Below are 22323 nucleotides of genomic sequence, written 5' to 3' on the forward strand. Positions count from 1 at the left end.
GGACACCAGTGGGACGACTCTTCGGCACGGACGGCGTGCGCGGTGTTGCCAACGCGGACCTGACGGCTGAGCTGGCGCTCGGCCTGTCCGTCGCGGCGGCGCACGTACTGGCCGAGGCGGGCACCTTCGAGGGCCACCGGCCCACGGCGGTGGTCGGGCGGGACCCGCGGGCGTCCGGGGAGTTCCTGGAGGCCGCCGTGGTCGCCGGTCTCGCCAGCGCGGGCGTGGACGTCCTGCGCGTGGGCGTGCTGCCGACGCCGGCCGTGGCGTACCTCACCGGCGCACTCGGCGCCGACCTCGGCGTGATGCTCTCCGCCAGCCACAACGCCATGCCCGACAACGGCATCAAGTTCTTCGAGCGCGGCGGCCACAAACTCGCCGACGAGCTGGAGGACCGGATCGAGGCCGTGTACGAGGAGCACCGCACCGGCGCTCCCTGGGACCGCCCGACGGGCGCCGGGGTCGGCCGTGTGAAGTCGTACGACGAGGGCTTCGAGCGGTACGTCGCGCACCTCATCACGGCGGTTCCGAACCGTCTGGACGGTTTGAAGGTGGTCCTCGACGAGGCGCACGGCGCCGCCGCCCAGGTCTCGCCCGAGGCCTTCACCCGGGCCGGCGCCGAGGTCGTCACCATCGGTGCCGAGCCGGACGGACTGAACATCAACGACGGGTGCGGCTCCACGCATCTGGGCCTGCTGCGGGCCGCCGTCGTCGAGCACGGCGCCGACCTGGGCATCGCGCACGACGGCGACGCCGACCGCTGCCTCGCCGTGGACCACACGGGCGCCGAGATCGACGGGGACCAGATCCTGGCCGTACTCGCGCTGGCGATGCGGGAGCGTTCCGCACTGCGCTCCGACACCGTTGTCGCAACGGTCATGTCCAACCTGGGCTTCAAGCTGGCCATGGAGCGCGAGGGACTCTCCTTGGTACAGACGGCAGTTGGTGACCGTTACGTACTGGAGGAGATGAAGAAGCACGACTACGCGCTCGGCGGCGAGCAGTCCGGGCACGTGATCATCACGGATTACGCGACCACCGGCGACGGCACCCTGACCGGCCTGCTGCTGGCGGCCCGGGTCGCCCAGACGGGACGTACGCTCCGGGACCTCGCGTCCGTCATGGAACGGCTGCCGCAGGTACTGATCAATGTGCCGGACGTGGACAGGTCGCGGGTCAGCACCTCCGACGAACTGACCGCCGCGGTCGCCGACGCCGAGCGCGAACTCGGTTCTACGGGACGGGTGTTGCTGCGTCCTTCGGGTACGGAGCCGCTGGTACGGGTGATGGTGGAGGCCGCCGACCTCGACCAGGCGCGGAGGGTGGCGGAGCGGCTCGCCGATGTGGTGAAGTCCGCGCTGGCCTGTTAGGCCTGCGCCTTCTTGGCGTTGCGCTCACGCTGCTTGGCCCAGAAGAACTCCTGGGTGAGCAGCGTGAGGGTGCCGGCGAGGATGATGCCGAGCAGGTTGAGCAGGAGCTGCTCGGTGGAGCCCACCATCTGTTTTGTGTCCCCGTAGCTGAGGGCCACCGCCGCGTTGGCGGCGGCCGGGACGGTCGTCACGGAGATCGCGACGCCGACGAGGGCGCCCGACTTGGCGGAGGTCAGCGAGAGGGTGCCGGCGGTACCGGCGAGGACGGCCACGACGAAGGAGAACCAGTCGGGGGCGTAGACGAAGGCGGTGTTGGGCCGTTCGCTCTCCAGCCGGTCCTCCGTGAACAGGCCCACGGCGTCCATGAAGTCGCTGAAGAGGACCGTCACCCCCATGGCGAAGGCGAAGCCCACGAGCAGCGCGATCGCCGAGCGCAGCGCGAGCCGCGGGGTGCGCCGCACCAGTGCCGTGCACAGACCGGCCAGCGGTCCGAACTCCGGGCCTACTGCCATCGCGCCCACGATCAGGATCGCGTTGTCGAGGACCACACCGCAGGCCGCGATCATCGTGGCCAGTGTGATGAAGGCGATGTACGTGACCGAGAGCGTCGACTCCTCGTGGGTCGCGTCCGCCAGGTGCTCCCACAGGACCGCGTCCGCGCCCTCGCCCGGCGCGTCGTCGCGCGCCTTGTCAGCGCGCTCCGACAGCGAGAGGTCGATGTTCTCGATCGCGATGGAGCCGCACTTGTCGATCTCCAACTCCCGCAGCTCACCGAGCAGTTCGTCGCCCGCCTCGCGCGCCACATCGCACGTCACGACATCTCCGGCGGGATTGCGGGCAGCGCCCTGCATCACGACGAGATGCGTGGTGCCGACGGTGTCCTCGATCAGGCGGACCACGTCGTCGGTCTTGTCGGACGGCGTGATCAGGCGCAGATGCAGCATGCCCCGCAGCGTAACCGGGCTTGATTACAGCTTGCGCAGGCTCAGACGCTGCACCTTGTGGTCGGGGCCCTTGCGCAGGACGAGGGTGGCGCGGCCGCGCGTGGGGGCCACGTTCTCCAGCAGATTGACCTTGTTGATGGTCCGCCACATCGTCCGGGCGTAGTCGAGGGCCTCCTCCTCGGAGACCTGGGTGTACTTGCGGAAGTACGAGGACGGGTTCTGGAAGGCCGTCTCGCGCAGCTTGCGGAAACGGTTCAGGTACCAGTGCTCGATGTCCTCGGGCCGGGCGTCGACGTACACGCTGAAGTCGAAGTAGTCGGCGAGGCCCACGCGGGTGCGGCCGTCCTTGCCGGGCAGGGCGGGCTGCAGAACGTTCAGGCCCTCGACGATCAGGATGTCCGGGCGGCGCACGGTGAGCCGCTTGCCCGGCACGATGTCGTAGATCAAGTGGGAGTAGACGGGCGCGGTGACCTCGTCCTTGCCGGCCTTGATGTCCGCGACGAATCGGGTCAGGGCACGTCGGTCGTACGACTCCGGGAAGCCCTTCCGCGACATCAGGCCGCGCGCCTGGAGCTCCTTGGTCGGCAGCAGGAAGCCGTCCGTGGTGACCAGCTCGACCCGCGGATGCTCGGGCCAGCGGGACAGCAGAGCCTGGAGAAGACGCGCGACGGTCGACTTGCCGACCGCCACGGAGCCGGCGACCCCTATGACGAACGGCGTACCGGACTGCGAGCCCTGCTCGCCGAGGAAGGTGTTCAGCGCGCCGCGCAGACCGTCCGTGGCCCCCACATACAGGTTCAGCAGCCGGGACAGCGGCAGATAGATGTCCCGTACCTCGTCGAGGTCGATGACGTCGCCCAGGCCGCGGAGTCTCTCGACCTCCTCGGCGGTCAGCGGGAGCGGCGTCTTCTCGCGAAGCGCACTCCACTCGGCACGGGTGAGGTCGACGTAGGGAGTCGCCTCCGGCCTGGACCGGTGGGCGCTCCGCGGCGACGAGGAGACCGAAGAGATCACAGTCCATTGTTACGGGCCCGGGGGCGCCGTGGCGGGTGGGGTCCGTCACGTCTGACTGTGGATTACTTGTGGGGAAAGTATGGACCTGCGGGGTCGGTGGGGATACGGTCCGGGCAGCCGGGAGCGAGCCGCCTTCCGGCGGTTTCTGGGGGTTTGGGGTGGTGGCTGTGGCCATGCGTATTCGTGATGCGGTGCGGTGGAGACGGGCGCGCGGCGACGCGGACTTCGCGGGGCGGGTGAGCAGCGAGCTGGCGGTGGATCTGCCGGATGAGGACTTGGGGGAGTACCTCTACGACTGCATCGACCTGTACGAGATGGGGAGCAAGCCGCGGTGTGAGGAAGTGGAGTACCTGCAGCTGGTGCAGGAGGCTATAGAGCGGGTTGAGCGGGGCCGCTGAGCGGTTGGCTGCGTTTTTTTCCCCAGCCCCGCCCCTTCCCGAAACGGGGGCTGCGCCCCCGGCCCCCGCCAGGGGGTGGTGGGTGACACTGCGTGTCGCGGCTGCGGGTGCGTTGGGGCTGGTCGCGCAGTTCCCCGCGCCCCTAAACAGCCTGCGACTGGCCGCACCCCGACGAGCAAGCGAGCCGAAAAAGCCTGCACCCCGACGAAATCTGGACTTTCCCGTCGGCGGGAGGGGACGTGGGCCGGTGCGTCGTATGCCCGTCGCGTAGGTTCTGTCTGGGCACTGCTGCGCCCTGTGTCAGCACGGGGTCGTATGCCCTGTTGGCGACGGGCTGACGCACCGGACCGCGGCCCCGCACCCACCAACCACCCAAGGGGCGCGGGGCTGTGACATTAGCGGCTCCGCCGCGGGGCGCGAGCAACCACAACGAACCGTCAGCCGACAACGAACCCAACCGCTCAACCGCCGGAGGCCCAAGGTGATCATCGGAGTCGGGATCGATGTCGCCGAGATCGACCGGTTCGCGGCATCGCTGGAGCGGACGCCGGCGCTCGCGGACCGGCTGTTCGTCCAGCGGGAGTTGTGGCTGCCGAGCGGCGAGCGGCGCGGAGTCGCATCGCTCGCGGCGCGCTTCGCCGCGAAGGAGGCGCTTGCCAAGGCCCTGGGCGCGCCGAGCGGGCTGTACTGGACCGACGCCGAGGTGTACGTCGAGGACAGCGGGCAGCCCCGGCTGCGGGTGCAGGGCACGGTCGCGGCTCGAGCCGCGGAGCTGGGCGTGCGGTCATGGCATGTGTCGCTGAGCCACGACGCGGGGGTGGCTTCGGCGGTGGTGATCGCGGAGGGGTAGCGGCCCGTAGCGGCTCCCGTCGGCGCCACCTCAACTCATGACGTCCCGCCACGCCGAGCGGATCGACTCGAAGACGTCGTGCGCGCCCACCGGCGCCCCATCCGCGGCAAAGCGCCCAGCGAGCCCGTGGAGGTACGCCGCGACACTCCCGGCGTCCAGAGCGCCCAGGCCCGAGGCCAGAAGCGAACCGGCCAGCCCCGACAACACGTCACCGCTACCGGCCGTGGCCAGCCACGACGTCCCCGTCGCGTTGACCCGAACCGCCCCGCCCCCAGGCGAAGCCACCAACGTGGTCGAGCCCTTCAGCAACACCGCCGCCCCATACCGCTCCGCCAACTCCCGCACGGAGTGCAACCGCGCCCCCTCGACCGACTCCCGCGAAACACCGAGCAAGGCGGCAGCCTCACCCGCGTGAGGCGTCAACAGCGTGGGCGCCTTCCGGCCCCGTACGAGATCACGGTCCGCCAGCCGCAGGCCATCCGCGTCCACGAGGACGGGCACGTCCTGGGCAAGCACCTCCGCCACGCTCTGCGCGTCGTCACCGGCCCCCGGCCCCACGACCCAGGCCTGCACCCGCCCGGCCCGCTTCGGCCCCTGGTCCGAGACAAGGGTTTCGGGGAAGCGGGCGATCACGGCGTCCCCGGCGGGGCCGACGTACCGTACGGCCCCGGCTCCGCCCCGCAGCGCGCCCGCCACCGCGAGTACGGCAGCGCCGGGATACCGCGAGGACCCGGCGGCGATCCCCACGACCCCCCGCCGGTACTTGTCGCTCTCGGCGCCCGGAACAGGCAACAGAGCCGCCACATCGGCATGTTGCAGGGCCTCCGCCTCGGCCGCGTCGGGCAGCGAGAGCCCGATGTCCACGAGCCGTACCGAACCCGCGTACTCCCGTGCCGGATCGATCAGCAGCCCCGGCTTGTGCGTGCCGAAGGTCACGGTCAGGTCGGCACGGATCGCCGCGCCGCGCACCTCGCCGGTGTCGGCCTCGATACCGCTCGGCAGATCCACGGCGACGACGGCGGCGCGGGAGGACGCGGCCAACTCGGCCAAGGGCACGGCCTCTGGGCGCAGCCCGCCCTTGCCGCCGATCCCGACGATTCCGTCGACCACGAGATCGGCGGAACGGATGGCCCGCTCCAGGGGCGCGTTGTCCTTGGCGGAGTGCACGCGGCCGCCCGCCCGGCGCAGTGTGGCCAGGCCGCCGGGATGGGTTCGCTCGGGGGACAGCAGTACGGCCGTGACGCCCGCGCCACGGCGGGCGAGGCGGGCTCCCGCGTACAGCGCGTCTCCGCCGTTGTCCCCGCTGCCCACAATGAGCACGACCCGGCTGCCGTACACCCGCCCCATCAACTCCGCGCAGGCCGCGGCCAGTCCGGCCGCCGCCCGCTGCATCAGCGCCCCCTCCGGAAGCCGCGCCATCAACTCCCGCTCGGCCGCCCGTACCGTCTCCACTCCGTACGCACTACGCATACGCCGAGTCTCGCGTACGCGACGGCCTCGCGTGCAGCGACCCGGCACCCCGGGCGAGCCCGCTGCTCACGGACGTACGGGCTCGGCGGGCCTGTCAGTGGGCTCTGAGACACTGGGCGCAATGAATGAGACAGCGTCCGCGCGTGCCCGCGCCGAGATCGATCTGGCCGCTCTGGCGGCCAATGTGGGGACCCTGCGCGCCTGCGCACCGGATGCCGCCCTGATGGCGGTGGTGAAATCCGACGCGTACGGACACGGGGCGGTGCGGTGTGCAAGGGCGGCGCTCGACGCGGGGGCCACCTGGCTCGGGACGGCCACGCCCGAGGAGGCCCTGGCCCTGCGCGAGGCCGGGCTGCCGGGCCGGATCATGTGCTGGCTGTGGACGCCGGGAGGCCCGTGGCGGGAGGCCGTCGAGGCCGATGTGGACCTGGGGGTCAGTGGGCTCTGGGCCTTGCGCGAAGCCGTCGAGGGTGCGCGCGCCGCGGGGCGTACGGCTCGGGTTCAGCTCAAGGCCGACACCGGGCTCGGGCGCAACGGGTGTCAGCCAAGTGATTGGCCCGAGTTGGTGGCGGCAGCCCTGCGCGCCGAGGCCGAGGGGCTGGTCCGGGTCACCGGCCTCTGGTCGCACTTCGCCTGCGCCGACGAGCCGGGGCACCCCTCCATCGGGTCCCAACTCACCGCCTTCCACGAGATGGTGACGTACGCGGAGAAACAGGGCATACAGCCAGAAGTGCGCCACATCGCCAACTCACCCGCCACGCTCACCCTCCCGGAGACCCACTTCGATCTCGTACGCACCGGAATCGCGACGTACGGCATCTCGCCCAGCCCCGCCCTCGGCACCGCGGCCGAGCTGGGGTTGCGGCCGGTGATGACGCTGTCGGCCTCGCTCGCGCTGGTGAAGCGCGTTCCGGCGGGACACGGCGTCAGTTACGGACATCACTATGTGACGCCGGGCGACACGACCCTCGGCCTGGTGCCCGTGGGGTACGCGGACGGGATCCCGCGGCACGCCTCCGGAACCGGGCCCGTCATGGCCGGCGGCAAGTGGCGGACGGTTGCGGGGCGGGTCGCGATGGACCAGTTCGCCGTCGATCTCGGCGGGGACCAGCCGGCGGTGGGGGAACGCGTGGTGCTGTTCGGCCCTGGCGATGAAGGCGAGCCGACCGCCGAGGACTGGGCCCAGGCCGCGGGCACGATCGCGTACGAAATCGTGACCCGGATCGGAACCCGCGTGCCACGCGTCTACGTGAATAGTGAATAACACACAAGACGGGTACTCAGCTTTCCGGGGACGGCCCCCGGACCACACACCTGCGAAGAGGAGCGGTACGTGAGCGAGAGCAAGGCGGAGGCCGTCGCATCAGTGGCCGCCGCCGCGGGGGGCGCCGGGAACTGGCGCAAGGCGGGCATCGTCGGCACCGCGATAGGCGTCGTCGCCGCGGGCGCTGCCGCCGGAGTCGCGATCGAGCGGCTCACCGTCGGCCGCGGCATGCGCCAGAAGGCCCGCCTCGCCCTCGACTCGGCAGGCCCGTACGGCGCACTGCGCGGTATGCCCGGCACGGCGACCGCGGACGACGGCACGGAGATCTACTACGAGATCGACGACGTGGAGCAGGACGCCACGCTCACCCCCCGCCGCCGCAGACTGTTCGGCCGTAAGGCTCCGGCTCCCGTCACCGTCGTCTTCAGTCACGGTTACTGCCTCAGCCAGGACTCCTGGCACTTCCAGCGGGCGGCCCTGCGCGGTGTCGTACGGACCGTCCACTGGGACCAGCGCAGCCACGGCCGCTCCGGGCGCGGTGTCGCACAGGTCCAGCACGATGTGCCGCTCGACATCGAGCAGCTCGGCCGCGACCTGAAGGCCGTGATCGACGCGGCCGCCCCCGAGGGGCCGCTCGTGCTTGTCGGCCACTCGATGGGGGGAATGACGGTGATGGCTCTTGCCGACCAGTACCCCGACCTCATCCGCGAGCGGGTGGTCGGCGTCGCACTCGTCGGTACGTCCTCGGGCAAGCTCGGCGAGGTCAACTTCGGGCTTCCCGTGGCTGGCGTCAACGCGGTACGGCGCGTACTGCCCGGCGTACTGAAGGCTCTGGGGCAGCGGGCCGATCTGGTGGAGAAGGGGCGGCGGGCCACGGCCGACCTGTTCGCCGGGATCATCAAGCGGTACTCGTTCGCGTCCAGGGACGTCGACCCGGCGGTCGCGCGGTTCGCCGAGCGGCTGATCGAGGGCACGCCGATCGATGTGGTCGCCGAGTTCTATCCGGCGTTCACCGACCACGACAAGACGGAGGCGCTGGCGTACTTCGCCGAGCTGCCCGTCCTCGTACTGTCCGGCGTCAAGGACCTGGTCACGCCGAGCGAACACAGCGAGGCGATAGCGGACCTGCTGCCGGACGCGGAGCTGGTGCTCGTGCCGGACGCCGGGCACCTGGTGATGCTGGAGCATCCGGAGGTGGTCACGGACCGTCTCGCCGACCTCCTCACCCGCGCGGGGGCCGTCCCGGCCGGCGCTACCGTGGGTGGTTATGGAAGCACCAGCAGCACCGCACAGCCCGGCTGATCACCCGATGCCGTACGTCACCACCGAGCTGACCGTCAACTCCCCCGAGCAGATGCAGGAGTTGGGCCGCCGCCTGGCCAAGCTTCTGCGCGCCGGTGACCTGGTGATGCTCACCGGGGAACTCGGCGCGGGCAAGACGACACTGACCCGTGGGCTCGGCGAAGGGCTCGGCGTACGGGGCGCGGTCACCTCCCCCACCTTCGTGATCGCGCGCGTCCACCCCTCCCTCGGCGACGGGCCGCCGCTCGTGCACGCCGACGCGTACCGCCTGAGCGGCGGGCTGGACGAGATGGAGGACCTCGACCTCGATGTCTCGCTGACCGATTCGGTGATCGTCGTGGAGTGGGGCGAGGGGAAGGTCGAGGAGCTGACCGAGGAGCGGCTGCATGTGTTCATCCACCGGGCGGTGGGCGATACGACGGATGAAGTCCGGCACGTGACGCTCCGCGGGGTGGGGGAACGGTGGGCGGCCGTGGATCTGAGCGTGCTGTCGGCCTGACAGCGGGCTTGAGGGCCGGGTTTCGTTACGTTCCGACATGGCGTCGGCAAGAGGTTGCGTGGGGTGGGTTCGGCGTGTTCATATGGGTACCGGTGCTGGTTAGGGTTACCTAACTACGTCTGCTCCGGGAGCCCCAGGAGGCGGCCATGTCGACGTCGGATCGCGAACCTGTGCGGGTTCCTGCGGAGGCTGGTGCGGTGTCGGTGCGCGAGCTGCTCGCGGCGTGTGCCGCCGCCCGCGTCGTGTCCACGCCGCCGCGGGATCCGGCGCCTGCGCCGCGGGCTCCTGCGCCGGAGGGGCGGCGGCAGCGGGAGGCTGCGTAAGCAGGGGGTTTCTTTCCCCAGCCCCGCCCCTTCCCGAAACTGAGGGCTGCGCCCCCACGCCCCCTGCCTCCGGCGGGTGAGGCGCCTACCGCGGCTGGGTGGGTTCGTGGGGTGGGGGGCGGCACGTCGTGCCGCGGCTGCGGGTGCGTCGTGGCTGGTCGCGCCCCGCGGCGGAGCCGCTGATGTCACAGCCCCGCGCCCCTAAAGCAAAGGCCTGCGACTTCCCGCGCCCCGAGCTACTCGACCACGACGACCTTCGTTCCGACCGTCGCGAACTCCCACATCGCATCCCCATCCGCCCGGGACTCCCGAATCCCGCCCAGCTTCTTCCCTCGGGCGGGTGCGGCCGTCGAGCCGTCCACCGCCGCGCTGAAGCCGATCGGTGTGCCGTCCACGTTCGCGAAGCGGACGACGTGTTCGACGGCGACTCCGTCGGAGCCGGTGATGGAGCCGGACCGCGAGGTCACGGCGTACGCGGCGGGTGACGGGTCGACCGTGCCGGGCGTGACCGGGAACGTGCGGGTCACCTTGTCGTTCGCGGCGACCAGCCACACCCGGTCGGTCTTCACCGAGTACACGACCCGCCGCCCGCTGCCGGAAGCCGAGGGCAGCGCCGCCGCGTTCGGCTCGGCGCGCGGCGATGGGGCGGAGGCCGCGGGCGACGACGACGCCCGATCCGGCGCGCCCAGCGTGTCCGGCACATTGGCGGACGCCTGGTAGGCGAGGAAACCGACTGCGGCGATCGCCGCCACCGTGAGCCCGGCCACGAATCCCGAGCTGCTCCTAGCCACCTTCGGTGCCCACCTCTCGTACGGCATACGTTCGTCAACGTGACAGTTGAGGCGACGGTAGCAGCAGGGGCGCATGGGACCTGGGCGACGGTGCGTTCGCCCCGAGCGCCGTAGGCTGTTCGCGTGCTCTTGCTCGCTCTGGATACCGCCACCCCCGCCGTCACCGTCGCCCTGCATGACGGGACGTCCGTCATCGCCTCGTCGAGTCAGGTGGACGCCCGCCGGCACGGGGAGTTGCTGCTGCCCGCCGTCGACCGGGTGCTCACCGAGGCCGGGCTGCGGCTGGACGCCGTCACCGGCATCGTCGCGGGCGTGGGACCCGGCCCGTACACGGGGCTGCGGGTCGGCCTGATGACCGCCGACACCTTCGGGCTCGCGCTGGGCGTGCCCGTGTACGGACTGTGCACGCTCGACGGTCTCGCGTTCGCGGCCGACATGCAGGGCCCCTTCGTCGTGGCGACCGACGCGCGGCGCAAGGAGGTCTACTGGGCGCGGTACGCGGATTCCCGTACGCGCGTCAGCGGGCCCGCCGTGGACCGGCCCGCCGAGATCGCCGAAGCCGTCGCGGGTCTGCCCGCGGTCGGCGCGGGCGCGTTGCTCTACCCGGACACCTTCCCGGATGTGTACGAGCCCGAGAACGTCTCGGCGTCGGCGCTCGCGTGCCTCGCGGCCGAGAAGCTGGCCAAGGGCGAGGAACTCCCCGCTCCCCGGCCGCTGTATCTGCGCCGCCCGGACGCCCAGGTGCCCAAGAACTACAAGGTGGTCACCCCGAAGTGACTCTCGTAGCGACGCCCGTGCTGCGCGAGATGCGCTGGTGGGACATCGATCCCGTACTGGACCTGGAGAAGGCCCTCTTCCCCGAGGACGCCTGGTCGCGGGGGATGTTCTGGTCCGAGCTGGCCCATTCCCGGGGGCCGACTGCGACGAAGCGGTATGTCGTGGCGGTGGAGGTGGATGCGGACGGTGAGCGGATCGTCGGGTACGGGGGACTTGCCGCCTCCGCGGACGTGGGTGACGTACAGACCATCGCCGTCGCCCGTGATCAGTGGGGCACCGGGGTCGGTGCGCTGATCCTGACCGAGCTGCTGCGGGCCGCTACCACCTTCGAGTGCGCCGAAGTGATGCTCGAGTGCCGGATCGACAACATCCGCGCCCAGAAGCTGTACGAGCGCTTCGGCTTCGAGCCGATCGGCTTCCGGCGCGGTTACTACCAGCCGGGCAACGTCGACGCGCTCGTGATGCGTCTGCAAGATCCCTCAACCTCAGTGCAAGGAACCGAGATCCATGGCTGACGAACCACTCGTCCTCGGCATCGAGACCTCCTGTGACGAGACCGGCGTCGGCATCGTCCGCGGCCACACGCTGCTCGCGGACGCGGTCGCGTCGAGCGTCGACGAGCATGCGCGCTTCGGCGGCGTCGTCCCGGAGGTCGCGTCCCGTGCGCACCTGGAGGCGATGGTGCCGACCATCGATCGGGCGCTGAAGGAGGCCGGCGTGAGTGCGCGGGACCTGGACGGGATCGCCGTCACGGCCGGTCCGGGGCTCGCGGGCGCGCTGCTGGTGGGGGTTTCGGCGGCGAAGGCGTACGCGTACGCGCTGGGCAAGCCGCTGTACGGCGTCAATCACCTGGCCTCGCACATCTGCGTCGACCAGCTGGAGCACGGAGCGCTGCCGGAGCCGACCATGGCGTTGCTGGTGTCCGGCGGCCACTCGTCTCTGCTGCTTTCCTCGGACGTCACCTCCGACGTACGGCCGCTGGGCGCGACCATCGACGACGCGGCGGGCGAGGCCTTCGACAAGATCGCGCGGGTGCTGGACCTGGGCTTCCCGGGCGGTCCGGTGATCGACCGGTACGCGCGCGAGGGCGACCCGGAGGCGATCGCGTTCCCGCGCGGGCTGACGGGGCCGCGGGATGCGGCGTACGACTTCTCCTTCTCGGGGCTGAAGACGGCGGTCGCCCGCTGGATCGAGGCCAAGCGGGCGGCGGGGGAGGAGGTTCCGGTGCGTGATGTGGCGGCTTCCTTCCAGGAGGCGGTCGTGGATGTGCTGACGCGTAAGGCCGTGCGGGCGTGCAAGGACGAGGGCGTCGAGCATTTGATGATCGGCGGAGGGGTCGCGGCCAACTCGAGGCTGCGGGCCCTGGCGCAGGAGCGTTGCGAGGCGGCCGGGCTTCAACTGAGGGTGCCGCGGCCGAAGTTGTGCACGGACAACGGGGCGATGGTGGCGGCGCTCGGCGCGGAGATGGTGGCGCGGAACCGGGCTGCCTCCGACTGGGATCTGTCGGCGGACTCGTCGTTGCCGGTGACGGAGCCGCATGTGCCGGGGAGCGGCCACGATCATGTGCATGAGGTGAGCAAGGAGAACCTGTACTCGTGACGGTCGCGCTGATGTGGGAGGCCCGCGCCACTCCTGGCCGGGGTGAGGAGTTGCTCGCCTGGGCGTTGGCGCAGGACCTCCCGGCGCGACCCCTGCGCCGGGAGACCTTCCGGGCGCCGCAGGATCGCGTCCTGGTCATCACCTGGTGGGATGCTCCGTACGACGCCGATCTTCCCGAACTGCCTGAGCCGGACGGGGCGTTGGTGACGCGGGGGGTGCACAGGTGGCGGTTCGAGTGTGTGGGCGCCGATCAGGGCGGAGGGTGATCGTCCGACCGTCGTCGGGGCAGCCGTCGGGACAGCGACTCGGCTGTGGCGTGGCCGCTTGGCCGGGGAGTTTGCGCCTTCGTCGCAGGCGCCGCCGCCCAGGTGGACTGACCCAAGCCGCCCGGTCCCCCTGTAGCCTTCACGCCGACCCCGGTTTTCCGGAAGACTGCTGCAAGGTTTCGGCAACGGAGGTGGGCGCGTGGCCCCGGAGAGCACCAAGAGCAAGGTGACCATCACCGAGATCGCCCGGCAGGCCGGGGTCTCGGTGCCCACTGTGTCGCGTGTCGTCAACGGCCGTTCCGACGTGTCGCCGGAAACCCGGGCCCGGATCGAGGACCTGCTCAGACACCATGGCTACCAGCGCAAGTCCTCCCCGCCGGGCGGCCGGGCGGTTCTCATCGACCTGGTCTTCAACGACCTCGACAGCCCTTGGGCCGTGGAGATCATCCGGGGGGTTGAGGAAGTCGCGCACGCCTCGGGTGTGGGCACGGTGGTGTCCGCCATCCACGGCGCGTCGGGCTCGGCGCGGCAGTGGATGACCAATCTGCGCGCCCGTGCGTCGGACGGGGTGATCCTCGTGACCTCCGTCCTCGAACCCCGTATGCACGAGGAGCTGCGGCGGCTCGGTGTCCCGCTCGTCGTCGTCGACCCGGCGGGGTCGCCGTCCCTGGAAGCGCCGACCGTCGGAGCGGCCAACTGGGCGGGCGGCATGGCCGCGACGGAACACCTGCTCGGTCTCGGCCACCGCAGGATCGGCCTCATCGCCGGGCCCCAGCGGTTGCTGTGCTCGCGGGCCCGGCTCGACGGCTACCGCGCGGCTCTCGAAGGCGCGGACATCGCGGTCGACGACGCGCTGATCGTGCCGGGCGACTTCTACCACGCGTCCGGCTTCGACGGCTGCAACGCCCTGCTCGACCTGGACGAGCCGCCCACCGCCCTGTTCGCCGCCAGCGACCAGATGGCGCTCGGCGCGATCGAGGCGTTGCGGTGCCGAGGGCTCCGGGTGCCGGAGGACATGAGCGTCGTGGGGTTCGACGACCTGCCGGAGGTCCGCTGGTCGGCGCCGCCGCTCACCACCGTGCGCCAACCCCTCGCGGACATGGGCAAGTTGGCGACCCGTACGGTGCTGCGCCTTGCCGCGGGCGAAGAGCCCGCGTCCCCCCGGGTCGAGCTCGCCACCGAGCTCGTCGTACGGGCGAGCACGGCGCCGTTGGCCTGACCTGTCCGAGGTTCCTGAAGCACCTGGGACGCCTGCCGATCCGCCCGGTCTCGATCCACCCCGTCTCGATCCCCCCGGCCTCGATCCACCCCGTCTCGCATCGCCCGGGTCTCGATAATTCCGATGTTTGTCAGGGGCGTTGACATACCCGTCGCCGCGCCCGTAACTTCCGTGCGCAACTCGACCGATAATTTTCGGGCTCTCTTCCGGAAGGTGTGCGATGCGAGCGTTGGGTAACACCTCACTCTCCCGCCGCGGGTTCCTGGCGGCCTCCGCGGCGACCGGCCTGGGGGCCGCCGCCCTGAGCGCGTGCGGTTCCTCGGGCGGTGGAAACAGCTCCGGCAAGACCGAGATCGAGTGGTGGAACATCACCACCACCCAGCCCGCGAAGAAGCTGTGGGCGCAGCGGGCCAAGGAGTTCGAGGCCGCGCATCCCGACGTCAAGATCAAGATCGTGACGCTGGAGAACGAGGCGTACAAGTCGAAGATGACCGCGCAGACCGCCTCGGGCAAGCTGCCGGACATCTTCCACACCTGGGGCGGCGGTGTGCTCCAGCAGCAGATCGACGCCGGTCTGGTCGAGGACCTGTCGGACAAGGTCTCCTCCTGGACGAAGGACTACCTGCCCGCCTCGGTGGCGCCGTTCCGGCTGGACGACAAGATGTACGCCGTCCCCTTCGACGTCGGCATGGTCGGCTTCTGGTACAACAAGGCGCTCTTCAAGCAGGCCGGCATCGCCACCCCGCCCACCACCTGGTCCGGCTACCTCGACGCCGTCAAGGCCCTCAAGGACGAGGGGATCACGCCCATCGCGCTGGCCGGCAAGGAGAAGTGGCCGGGCATGTACTACTGGGCGTACCTCTCGATGCGGGTCGCCGGCCTCGACGCGATGCAGAAAGCCGCCGACGACGCCGACTTCACCGGCGAGGACTTCGTCAAGGCCGGCGCGCACGTCGAGGAACTCGTCGCCCTGAAGCCCTTCCAGAAGGGCTTCCTCGGCGCCGCCTACTCCACGCCCACCGGTGAGGCGGCCACGATGGGCAACGGCAAGGCAGCCATGGAACTCATGGGCCAGTGGGCGCCGGTCGTCCAGGAGGACGCGGGCAAGGGCCTCGGCAAGGACCTCGGCTTCTTCTCCTTCCCCGAAGTGGAGGGCGGCAAGGGCGCGCTCACCGACGTGTTCGGCGGGAGCAACGGCCACGCGGTGCGCAAGGGGGCGCCGGACGCCGCGGTGGAGTTCCTGAAGTTCTTCGCGGAGCAGGAGTTCGCGGAGAAGCTCGTCAAGGAGACCGGTCTGGTTCCGGTGTCCAAGGCCGCGCAGGGTGCGCTGACGGACCCCAACCTCATTGCCGTCTCGGACGCGCTCAGCAAGTCCACCGGCTTCCAGCTCTACCTCGACCAGGCCTACGCCCCCGCTGTCGGCCAGGAGATCAACGACAGCGTCGCCGCGCTCATCGCGGGCTCCAAGTCGCCCGAGCAGGTGACGCGTTCGGTCACGCAGGTCGCCAAGAGCGAGGGCTAGCGGCAGTCAATGACTCACTCCACCTCGACCGCATCGACATCGACGTACGCGCCGGGGCTCGGCAAGTCCCCTGGCGCGGCGCCCGAGTCACCCGTACCGACGACCCGGCCGTCCGCCCTGCACCGACTGCGCGCCTGGTTCTCGGCCTTCGTCTTCACGATCCCGGCCCTCGTCCTGTTCGGCCTGCTCGTCCTTGTGCCGATGGGCTACGCGTTCTACATCAGCTTCTTCAACTGGGGCGGATTCGATACGCCCACGGACAACGTGGGGTTCGACAACTACACGCGGCTCTTCGACGACCCGGTCTTCCTGGGCGACCTGTGGCGCGGATTCCTGCTCATCGCGTTCTCCATCGTCCTCCAGCTGCCGTTCGCGCTGGCCATGGCCGTGCTGCTCAACCAGAGGCTGCGCGGGCGGGCCGTCTACCGGATGCTGTTCTTCGCGCCGTACATCCTGTCCGAGGTCATCACCGGCGTGCTGTTCAGCATGATCTTCGCGCCGGACGAGGGGCTCGCGGACAAGGTCCTCGGTGCGGTCGGGCTCGCCGGTCTGGGCGGGGACTGGTTCGCGGGCCAGGACACCGTGCTGCCCACGCTGTTCCTCGTGATGACGTGGAAGTACTTCGGCTTCCACATGATGCTCTACCTGGCGGGCCTGCAGGGCATCCCGGCCGAGCTGCACGAGGCGGCGCGTATCGACGGGGCGAGCACCTGGCAGCGCTTCCGGCACATCACGCTGCCGCTGCTCGCGCCGACGCTGCGGATCAGCGTCTTCCTGGCCGTGATCGGCGCCATCCAGCTCTTCGACCTGGTGTGGGTGATCACGGCGGGCGGTCCCGACCACGCCTCCGAGACCATGGTCATCAGCCTCTTCCAGTACGGCTTCAAGCGCTACCAGATGGGCTACGCCAGCGCCATCAGCGTGGCGATGTTCCTGATCAGCCTCGTCTTCGCCCTCGCCTACCAGCGCTTCGTGCTGCGCCGCGACACCGAAGGAGCCATCACCACCATGCGAGGTAACCGATGAGCGCGGTTGCGAAGACGGACATGCAGAAGACGGACATGCAGAAGACGAACGCGCCGAAGACGAGCGCACCGAAGACGAACGTGCCCAAGAGCGTCGTACGCCGCCGAAGGCTCCGCGCCATCCCCGTGTACGGGATCCTGTGGCTGGTCGGAGTGTTCATGGTCACTCCGCTCCTGTACGCCCTCGTCTCCGGCTTCAAATCGACCGACCAGCTCTCCAGCAACACCTTCGGCCTTCCGGACCCGTGGGTGACCTCGAACTACACGTCGCTGCTCGGCTCAGGCGCGTTCTGGCGGGCCGTCGGCAGCAGCACCGTGATCGCTCTGGCCACCGCCGTACTGACGGTGGGGGCGGCGGCGCTCGCCGCGTACGCGCTGGCCCGATTCGCCTTCCGGGGACGGGAGTTGCTGTTCACCCTGTTCACCATGGGGCTGATGTTCCCCTTCGCGGTGGCGATCCTGCCGCTGTTCGTCCTGCTGCGCTCCTTCGGGCTCCTCGACAACCCGTGGGGCGTGATCCTGCCCCAGGCGGCCTTCGGCCTGCCCATCACGATCGTCATCCTGCGCGGCTTCTTCCGGGAGATACCGGGGGAACTGGAGGAGGCCGCCACGCTCGACGGCTGCTCCTCCTTCGGCTTCTTCTGGCGCATCCTGCTGCCGCTGGCCCGCCCGGCACTCGGCACGGTCTCGGTCCTCGCCATCGTGGGGAGCTGGAACAACTTCCTGCTCCCGCTGCTCGTCTTCAGCGAACCCACGTGGTGGACGATCCCGGTGGGCATCCAGCAGTTCCAGGGTCAGTACGCCTCCGATGTGGCCCGCATCTTCGCGTACCTGGTCCTCGCCATGGCACCCGCCCTGGCCTTCTACGCGGTCGCCGAACGCCAGCTGATCGGCGGCATCACGCTCGGCGCGACCAAGGGCTGACCCGAACCCCGGCGGACGAAATCCCCTTGATCCCCTTACGGATGTGAGGAGTTACATGATCCACCCTTGGCAGGACCCCGCTCTGCCCGCAGGCGTCCGCGCCGCCGACCTGCTCGCCCGCATGACCCCGCAGGAGAAGATCGCGCAGCTCTACGGCGTCTGGCCCGGCTCGAACGAGACCCCGGGCGGGGACATGGCGCCGCTGCAGCACGCCCTGTCCGAGGACGTGGACCTCACCGAGCTGCTCCCACACGGCCTCGGCCAGCTGACCCGCCCCTTCGGCACCTCACCGGTCGAACCGGCCGAGGGCGCCGCCCGCCTGGCCTCCCTCCAGGAACGCGTCCGCAGCGCGAACCGCTTCCGGCTGCCCGCCCTCGCGCACGAAGAGTGCCTCACCGGCTTCACCGCCTGGCAGGCCACGATCTTCCCCACACCGCTCGCCTGGGGCGCGAGCTTCGACCCGGCCCTGGTGAAGGAGATGGCCTCGGCGATCGGGGCCTCGATGAAGTCGGTCGGCATCCACCAGGGGCTGGCTCCCGTTCTCGACGTCGTACGGGATCCGCGCTGGGGCCGCACGGAGGAGTCGATCAGCGAGGACCCCTACCTCGTGGCGACCGTCGGCACCGCGTACGTACAGGGCCTCGAGGAGGCGGGCATCGTCGCCACGCTCAAACACTTCGCCGGGTACTCCGCCTCGCGCGGCGCCCGCAACCACGCGCCCGCGTCGATCGGCCCGCGCGAACTGGCGGACGTCATCCTGCCGCCGTTCGAGATGGCCCTACGGGACGGCGGCGCACGGTCCGTGATGGCGGCGTACAACGACATCGACGGGCTGCCCGCGCACGCGCACCGTCAGCTGCTCACCGAACTCCTCCGGGACGACTGGCAGTTCACGGGAACCGTCGTCGCCGACTACTTCGGCGTGTCCTTCCTGGAGACGGCGCACCAACTCGTGGACTCCCCGGCGGGAGCCGCGGCGCTCGCGCTCGCTGCGGGAGTAGACGTGGAACTGCCGGCGGTCCGGTGCATGGGAGCGGGACCCCTCGACGAGGAACTGGTGGACCGGGCGGCGCTGCGCGTTCTGACGCAGAAATGCGAGCTGGGGCTGCTGGATCCCGACTGGGCGCCGCCCGCGTCACCATCCGCCCCGGTCGATCTCGACCCACCCCACATGCGGGTACTGGCAAGGCAGTTGGCGGAGGAGTCGGTCGTTCTGCTGTCCAACGACGGCACACTTCCGCTCACCCCCGAACCGCGGCGGATCGCGGTTCTCGGCCCGCTCGCCGACGACCCGGCGGCCATGCTCGGCTGCTACACGTTCCCCCGCCACGTCCTCCTCGACCACCCCGAGGTTGCGATGGGGGTCGCCGTGCCGACGCTGCTCGAAGCGCTGCGCGCGGAGCTGCCGGACGTGGAGTTCGTGGACGATCCCGCGGCCGCCGAGCTGTGCGTGGTCGCGGTCGGCGACCGGTCGGGGCTGTTCGGGCGCGGCACGTCGGGCGAGGGCTGCGACGCGGCGGACCTCGAACTGCCCGACGGACAGGGCGCGTTGCTGGACAAGGTGCTGGCATCCGGAACGCCGGTCGTCTTGGTCGTGCTCTCGGGCCGCCCCTATGCACTCGGACGCTGGGCGGGCCGGTGCGCCGCGGTGGTTCAGGCCTTCTTCCCGGGCGAGGAGGGAGGGCCCGCGGTGGCGGGCGTACTGTCGGGGCGGGTCAACCCGTCCGGGAGGCTCCCCGTGAGCGTGCCGCGCGACCCCGCCGGCCAGCCCTGGACGTACCTCGCCCCGCCGCTCGGACAACGCGGAGAGGCCAGCAGCCTCGACCCCACACCTCTGTTCCCGTTCGGACACGGGCTGTCCTACACGACGTACGACTGGCAGGAGCCGGCGGTCGACGCCGACGCGTTCCCGACGGACGGCGAGACCACGCTGCGTCTGACGGTGCGCAACACCGGCACGCGGCCCGGCGCGGAGCTCGTCCAGCTCTATCTCCACGACCCGGTCGGCAAAGTGGCCCGCCCCGTGGCCCGACTGGTGGGCTATGCGCGGGTGCCGCTGGAGGCGGGAGAGTCGGCGGAGGTCCATTTCACGTTTCCGGCGGACCTGGCCGCGTACACGGGGCCGGACGGCAACCGGATCGTGGAACCCGGAGCGCTGGAGCTGCGGTTGGCCGCGTCCTGCGCCGAGGGGGATGCGCGGTATACGGTGCCGGTCACGCTGACCGGGCCGGAGCGGGTCGTGGGCAGGGAGCGGCGTATGCGGTGCGAAGTACGGGTGAAGTGAGAGGGCCGGGCTGCGCCTCGTTTTCCCTGTTCAGGCTCGTCCTTCCCGCCCCCTCCGAAGCTATCCGAATGTTTCGAATTGGGTATCGAATATTACGGGAATGTGTAGCCGTCAAGGGGCTTCGCCAGAAGGGTGCGCAGGGATACGATCGCGCCCATGACTCACCCGAATCCCGCCGTGGCCCGGTCCGCGACGCTCGCCGAGATCGCCCGCGAGGCGGGAGTCTCGGCTCCGACTGTTTCGAAGGTGCTCAACGGCCGCGCCGATGTGGCTCCGGCGACCCGTACGCGGGTCGAGGAGCTGCTGCGGCACCACGGCTATCGGCGGCGCCGGGCCGAGGCGTCCCGGTCGCCGCTGATCGACCTGGTCTTCCATGAGCTGGAGAGCGCCTGGGCGTTGGAAGTCATCCGGGGCGTCGAGAACATCGCGCGGGACGAGGGACTGAGCGTGGTGCTCTCCGAGAGCGCGGGCCGCCTCACCCCGGGCCGCACCTGGGCCGACCAGGTCGCGGCCCGCCGCCCGCACGGTGTCGTCCTCGTGCTGAGCGGACTCGACGAATCCCAGCGGGCGCTGCTGACCAGCCGCTCCATCCCGTTCGTGGTGATGGACCCGGCCGGCGACCCCGGCGACGACGTACCGTCCGTCGGCGCCACCAACTGGCAGGGCGGCCTGGCCGCGACCCGCCACCTCGTGGACCTCGGCCACCGGCGCATCGGCGTGATCAGCGGGCCCTCGCGGATGATGTGCAGCCGGGCACGACTCGACGGCTACCGGGCCGCGCTGGACACGGCAGGGCTGCCCGTCGACCCCTCACTGGTCCGCACCGGCGACTTCCACCACGAGGCCGGCTACCGCCTCGGGCTCGAACTGCTGAAGCTGCCCGACCGCCCGACGGCCGTCTTCGCGGGCAACGACCTCCAGGCGCTCGGGCTGTACGAAGCCGCCCGCGAGCTGGGGCTCCGCCTACCCGAGGACCTCAGCATCGTCGGCTTCGACGACCTGCCGGTCGCCCGCTGGGTGGGCCCGCCGCTGACCACCGTCCGCCAGCCCCTCACGGAGATGGCCGAGGCGGCGGCCCGGCTCGTCCTCGACCTCGGACGCGGGGAGCCGCCGACGACGGCGACAAGGGTGGAACTGGCGACAAGCCTGGTGGTGCGGAGCAGCACGGGGGCGCCTTCGGCGTAGCCGACTGGCGAGACGTACTGGCCGGGGCGTATGTACCAGCGCGTGGCGAAACTTTCGAAAGCCTGAGAGAAAACCACCGAAAAATGAGAGTTTCCTCAGTAAAAGCGGTTAGGGGTTTCTCGCCGTAACAATTCGGACTTACGTTCCTCTCTGTGAGCGGAGACGGCGAAGGCGGGACCGGCGGCGGGGCTGACGCCGGGAGCGGCGGTGGGAACGACGACGGCGACGGCGGGCGCGGAGGCGCCTCCGGCGACGTCGTAGGACGCCGTGCCGGCAGGCGCTCACGGCTGCTCAAGGCCGCGTCCATCGCGCTCGGTTGCGTGCTCGTCGCCTCGCTCGCCGGCGCGGCCTGGGCGTACTGGCACCTGAACCGCAACATCGACAGCGTCGACATCAACAGCGCGCTCGGCGACGACCGCCCCGCGCGCGCCATGGTCACACCGGACGGCGCCGCCTCCCCGCTGCCGAGCGGCGCGCTGAACATCCTGGTCCTCGGCTCGGACTCACGCAGCGGCGAACGCAACGCCACGCTCGGAGGGGGCGGCGAAGGCGACGGCGCCCGTTCCGACACGGCGATGGTCGTCCACATCGACGAGGGCCGCACGGGCGCGACGATCGTGAGCATCCCGCGCGACACGCTCGTCACACGCCCGGCCTGCCCGCGGGAGTCGGGCGGTTCGACGTCGGTGGCGTACAACGCGATGTTCAACAGCGCCTACTCCGTGGGCGGTCCGGTCTGCGCGGTCAAGACGGTGGAGTCCCTGACGAACGTCCGCATGGACCACTACATAGAGATCGACTTCGCCGGTTTCGCGGACCTGGTGGACGCACTGGGCGGCGTCACGGTGACGACGGAAGAGGACATCTCCGACGAGGACAGCCACCTCGAACTCGAGGCGGGCACCCACCACCTCGACGGCGAGCAAGCCCTCGCCCTGGCCCGCACCCGCCACGGCATAGGCGACGGCAGCGACCTCGGCCGCATAGGCCTCCAGCACACCTTGGTCAAGGCCCTGCTGGACCAGATCTCCGCCACCGACCTCCTCACCAACCCGGCCAAGCTCTACAACGTCGCCGACACCTTGACCGGCAGCCTCACCACGGACACGGGCCTCGACTCCCTGACCGAGCTGATGAGCCTGGGCCGCAGCCTGAACGGCTTGTCCTCGGCCGCCACCAGAACGGTGACAATGCCGGTACTCCCGGCCCCCTTCGACCGCAACCGAGTGATCGCGGACGAGCCGGAGGCGACGCAATTGTGGGAGTCGCTGAGGTGAAGTGCCTCTGGCGGGCGCGC

The 22323-nt window shown here is 70.6% G+C and carries 21 protein-coding genes; 17 read left to right on the top strand and 4 right to left on the bottom strand.

Going from position 1 to position 22323, the window contains the following annotated elements:
- Positions 1-8 precede the first annotated feature (8 nt).
- Positions 9-1370 (top strand): phosphoglucosamine mutase, encoded by a 1362-nt coding sequence (glmM, locus tag ACQEVY_RS28440; RefSeq protein ID WP_432952226.1) that lies wholly within the window; start codon positions 9-11, stop codon positions 1368-1370.
- Here the strand turns inward: glmM and ACQEVY_RS28445 are convergent.
- Positions 1367-2314, bottom strand: coding sequence for a DUF389 domain-containing protein (locus ACQEVY_RS28445; protein ID WP_432952227.1), 948 nt, complete (start codon positions 2312-2314; stop codon positions 1367-1369). The genes glmM and ACQEVY_RS28445 overlap by 4 nt on opposite strands.
- Positions 2315-2338: 24 nt before the next feature.
- Complete coding sequence (gene coaA / locus ACQEVY_RS28450; RefSeq protein ID WP_432952228.1) at positions 2339-3328, bottom strand: type I pantothenate kinase; 990 nt, start codon at positions 3326-3328, stop codon at positions 2339-2341.
- A 173-nt stretch (positions 3329-3501) separates the two neighbouring features.
- Here coaA and ACQEVY_RS28455 point away from each other — a divergent pair, with 173 nt between their 5' ends.
- Positions 3502-3726 (top strand): hypothetical protein, encoded by a 225-nt coding sequence (locus ACQEVY_RS28455; RefSeq protein WP_432952229.1) that lies wholly within the window; start codon positions 3502-3504, stop codon positions 3724-3726.
- A gap of 481 nt (positions 3727-4207) precedes the next feature.
- Positions 4208-4576, top strand: a complete 369-nt coding sequence (locus ACQEVY_RS28460) for a holo-ACP synthase (protein ID WP_432952230.1) — start codon at positions 4208-4210, stop codon at positions 4574-4576.
- Between the two features lie 30 nt (positions 4577-4606).
- Here the strand turns inward: ACQEVY_RS28460 and ACQEVY_RS28465 are convergent, their stop codons facing one another.
- Complete coding sequence (locus ACQEVY_RS28465) at positions 4607-6046, bottom strand: NAD(P)H-hydrate dehydratase (protein WP_432952231.1); 1440 nt, start codon at positions 6044-6046, stop codon at positions 4607-4609.
- A 121-nt stretch (positions 6047-6167) separates the two neighbouring features.
- On the opposite strand from ACQEVY_RS28465, the gene alr reads away from it, so the two are divergent.
- The 3 genes from alr to tsaE all read left to right on the top strand — a co-directional run bounded on the left by alr (position 6168) and on the right by tsaE (position 9111).
- Positions 6168-7310: an alanine racemase gene (gene alr / locus ACQEVY_RS28470; protein ID WP_432952232.1), complete on the top strand. Its 1143-nt coding sequence runs from the start codon at positions 6168-6170 to the stop codon at positions 7308-7310.
- A 69-nt stretch (positions 7311-7379) separates the two neighbouring features.
- Positions 7380-8612: an alpha/beta fold hydrolase gene (locus tag ACQEVY_RS28475; RefSeq protein ID WP_432952233.1), complete on the top strand. Its 1233-nt coding sequence runs from the start codon at positions 7380-7382 to the stop codon at positions 8610-8612.
- Positions 8578-9111 carry a tRNA (adenosine(37)-N6)-threonylcarbamoyltransferase complex ATPase subunit type 1 TsaE gene (gene tsaE / locus ACQEVY_RS28480; protein ID WP_432952234.1) on the top strand — a complete coding sequence of 178 codons (534 nt, stop codon included), beginning with the start codon at positions 8578-8580 and terminating at the stop codon, positions 9109-9111. Before ACQEVY_RS28475 ends, tsaE begins: the two co-directional genes overlap by 35 nt.
- Positions 9112-9670: 559 nt before the next feature.
- On the opposite strand, the gene ACQEVY_RS28485 is transcribed toward tsaE, so the two are convergent.
- Complete coding sequence (locus ACQEVY_RS28485) at positions 9671-10225, bottom strand: hypothetical protein (RefSeq protein WP_432952235.1); 555 nt, start codon at positions 10223-10225, stop codon at positions 9671-9673.
- Positions 10226-10348: 123 nt separating this feature from the next.
- On the opposite strand from ACQEVY_RS28485, the gene tsaB reads away from it, so the two are divergent.
- From tsaB to ACQEVY_RS28540, 11 genes are all read left to right on the top strand, one after another.
- Positions 10349-11002, top strand: a complete 654-nt coding sequence (tsaB, locus tag ACQEVY_RS28490; protein WP_432952236.1) for a tRNA (adenosine(37)-N6)-threonylcarbamoyltransferase complex dimerization subunit type 1 TsaB — start codon at positions 10349-10351, stop codon at positions 11000-11002.
- 29 nt (positions 11003-11031) lie between these two features.
- Positions 11032-11517, top strand: coding sequence for a ribosomal protein S18-alanine N-acetyltransferase (gene rimI / locus ACQEVY_RS28495; RefSeq protein ID WP_432955436.1), 486 nt, complete (start codon positions 11032-11034; stop codon positions 11515-11517).
- Entirely contained in the window at positions 11510-12601 is a 1092-nt protein-coding gene (gene tsaD, locus ACQEVY_RS28500) for a tRNA (adenosine(37)-N6)-threonylcarbamoyltransferase complex transferase subunit TsaD (RefSeq protein WP_432952237.1), read from the top strand. The genes rimI and tsaD overlap by 8 nt, the downstream gene beginning before the upstream one ends.
- Positions 12598-12867: a hypothetical protein gene (locus tag ACQEVY_RS28505; protein ID WP_432952238.1), complete on the top strand. Its 270-nt coding sequence runs from the start codon at positions 12598-12600 to the stop codon at positions 12865-12867. The genes tsaD and ACQEVY_RS28505 overlap by 4 nt, the downstream gene beginning before the upstream one ends.
- Before the next feature lie 199 nt (positions 12868-13066).
- Positions 13067-14086, top strand: coding sequence for a LacI family DNA-binding transcriptional regulator (locus ACQEVY_RS28510; protein ID WP_432952239.1), 1020 nt, complete (start codon positions 13067-13069; stop codon positions 14084-14086).
- 229 nt (positions 14087-14315) lie between these two features.
- The gene (locus tag ACQEVY_RS28515) at positions 14316-15608 is read left to right on the top strand and encodes an extracellular solute-binding protein (protein WP_432955438.1); all 1293 of its coding nucleotides are present in this window, start codon (positions 14316-14318) and stop codon (positions 15606-15608) included.
- Between the two features lie 9 nt (positions 15609-15617).
- Complete coding sequence (locus ACQEVY_RS28520; RefSeq protein WP_432952240.1) at positions 15618-16634, top strand: carbohydrate ABC transporter permease; 1017 nt, start codon at positions 15618-15620, stop codon at positions 16632-16634.
- A gap of 158 nt (positions 16635-16792) precedes the next feature.
- The gene (locus tag ACQEVY_RS28525) at positions 16793-17557 is read left to right on the top strand and encodes a carbohydrate ABC transporter permease (RefSeq protein ID WP_328774246.1); all 765 of its coding nucleotides are present in this window, start codon (positions 16793-16795) and stop codon (positions 17555-17557) included.
- A 55-nt stretch (positions 17558-17612) separates the two neighbouring features.
- A complete protein-coding gene (locus ACQEVY_RS28530) occupies positions 17613-19841 on the top strand; it encodes a glycoside hydrolase family 3 N-terminal domain-containing protein (protein WP_432952241.1) in 2229 nt (742 codons plus the stop codon).
- 156 nt (positions 19842-19997) lie between these two features.
- Entirely contained in the window at positions 19998-21026 is a 1029-nt protein-coding gene (locus tag ACQEVY_RS28535; protein WP_432952242.1) for a LacI family DNA-binding transcriptional regulator, read from the top strand.
- Positions 21027-21313: 287 nt separating this feature from the next.
- A complete protein-coding gene (locus ACQEVY_RS28540; RefSeq protein WP_432955440.1) occupies positions 21314-22303 on the top strand; it encodes an LCP family protein in 990 nt (329 codons plus the stop codon).
- Positions 22304-22323: the final 20 nt, after the last annotated feature.

It is taken from the genome of Streptomyces sp. CA-288835, assembly GCF_050936385.1.
Taxonomy (GTDB): domain Bacteria; phylum Actinomycetota; class Actinomycetes; order Streptomycetales; family Streptomycetaceae; genus Streptomyces.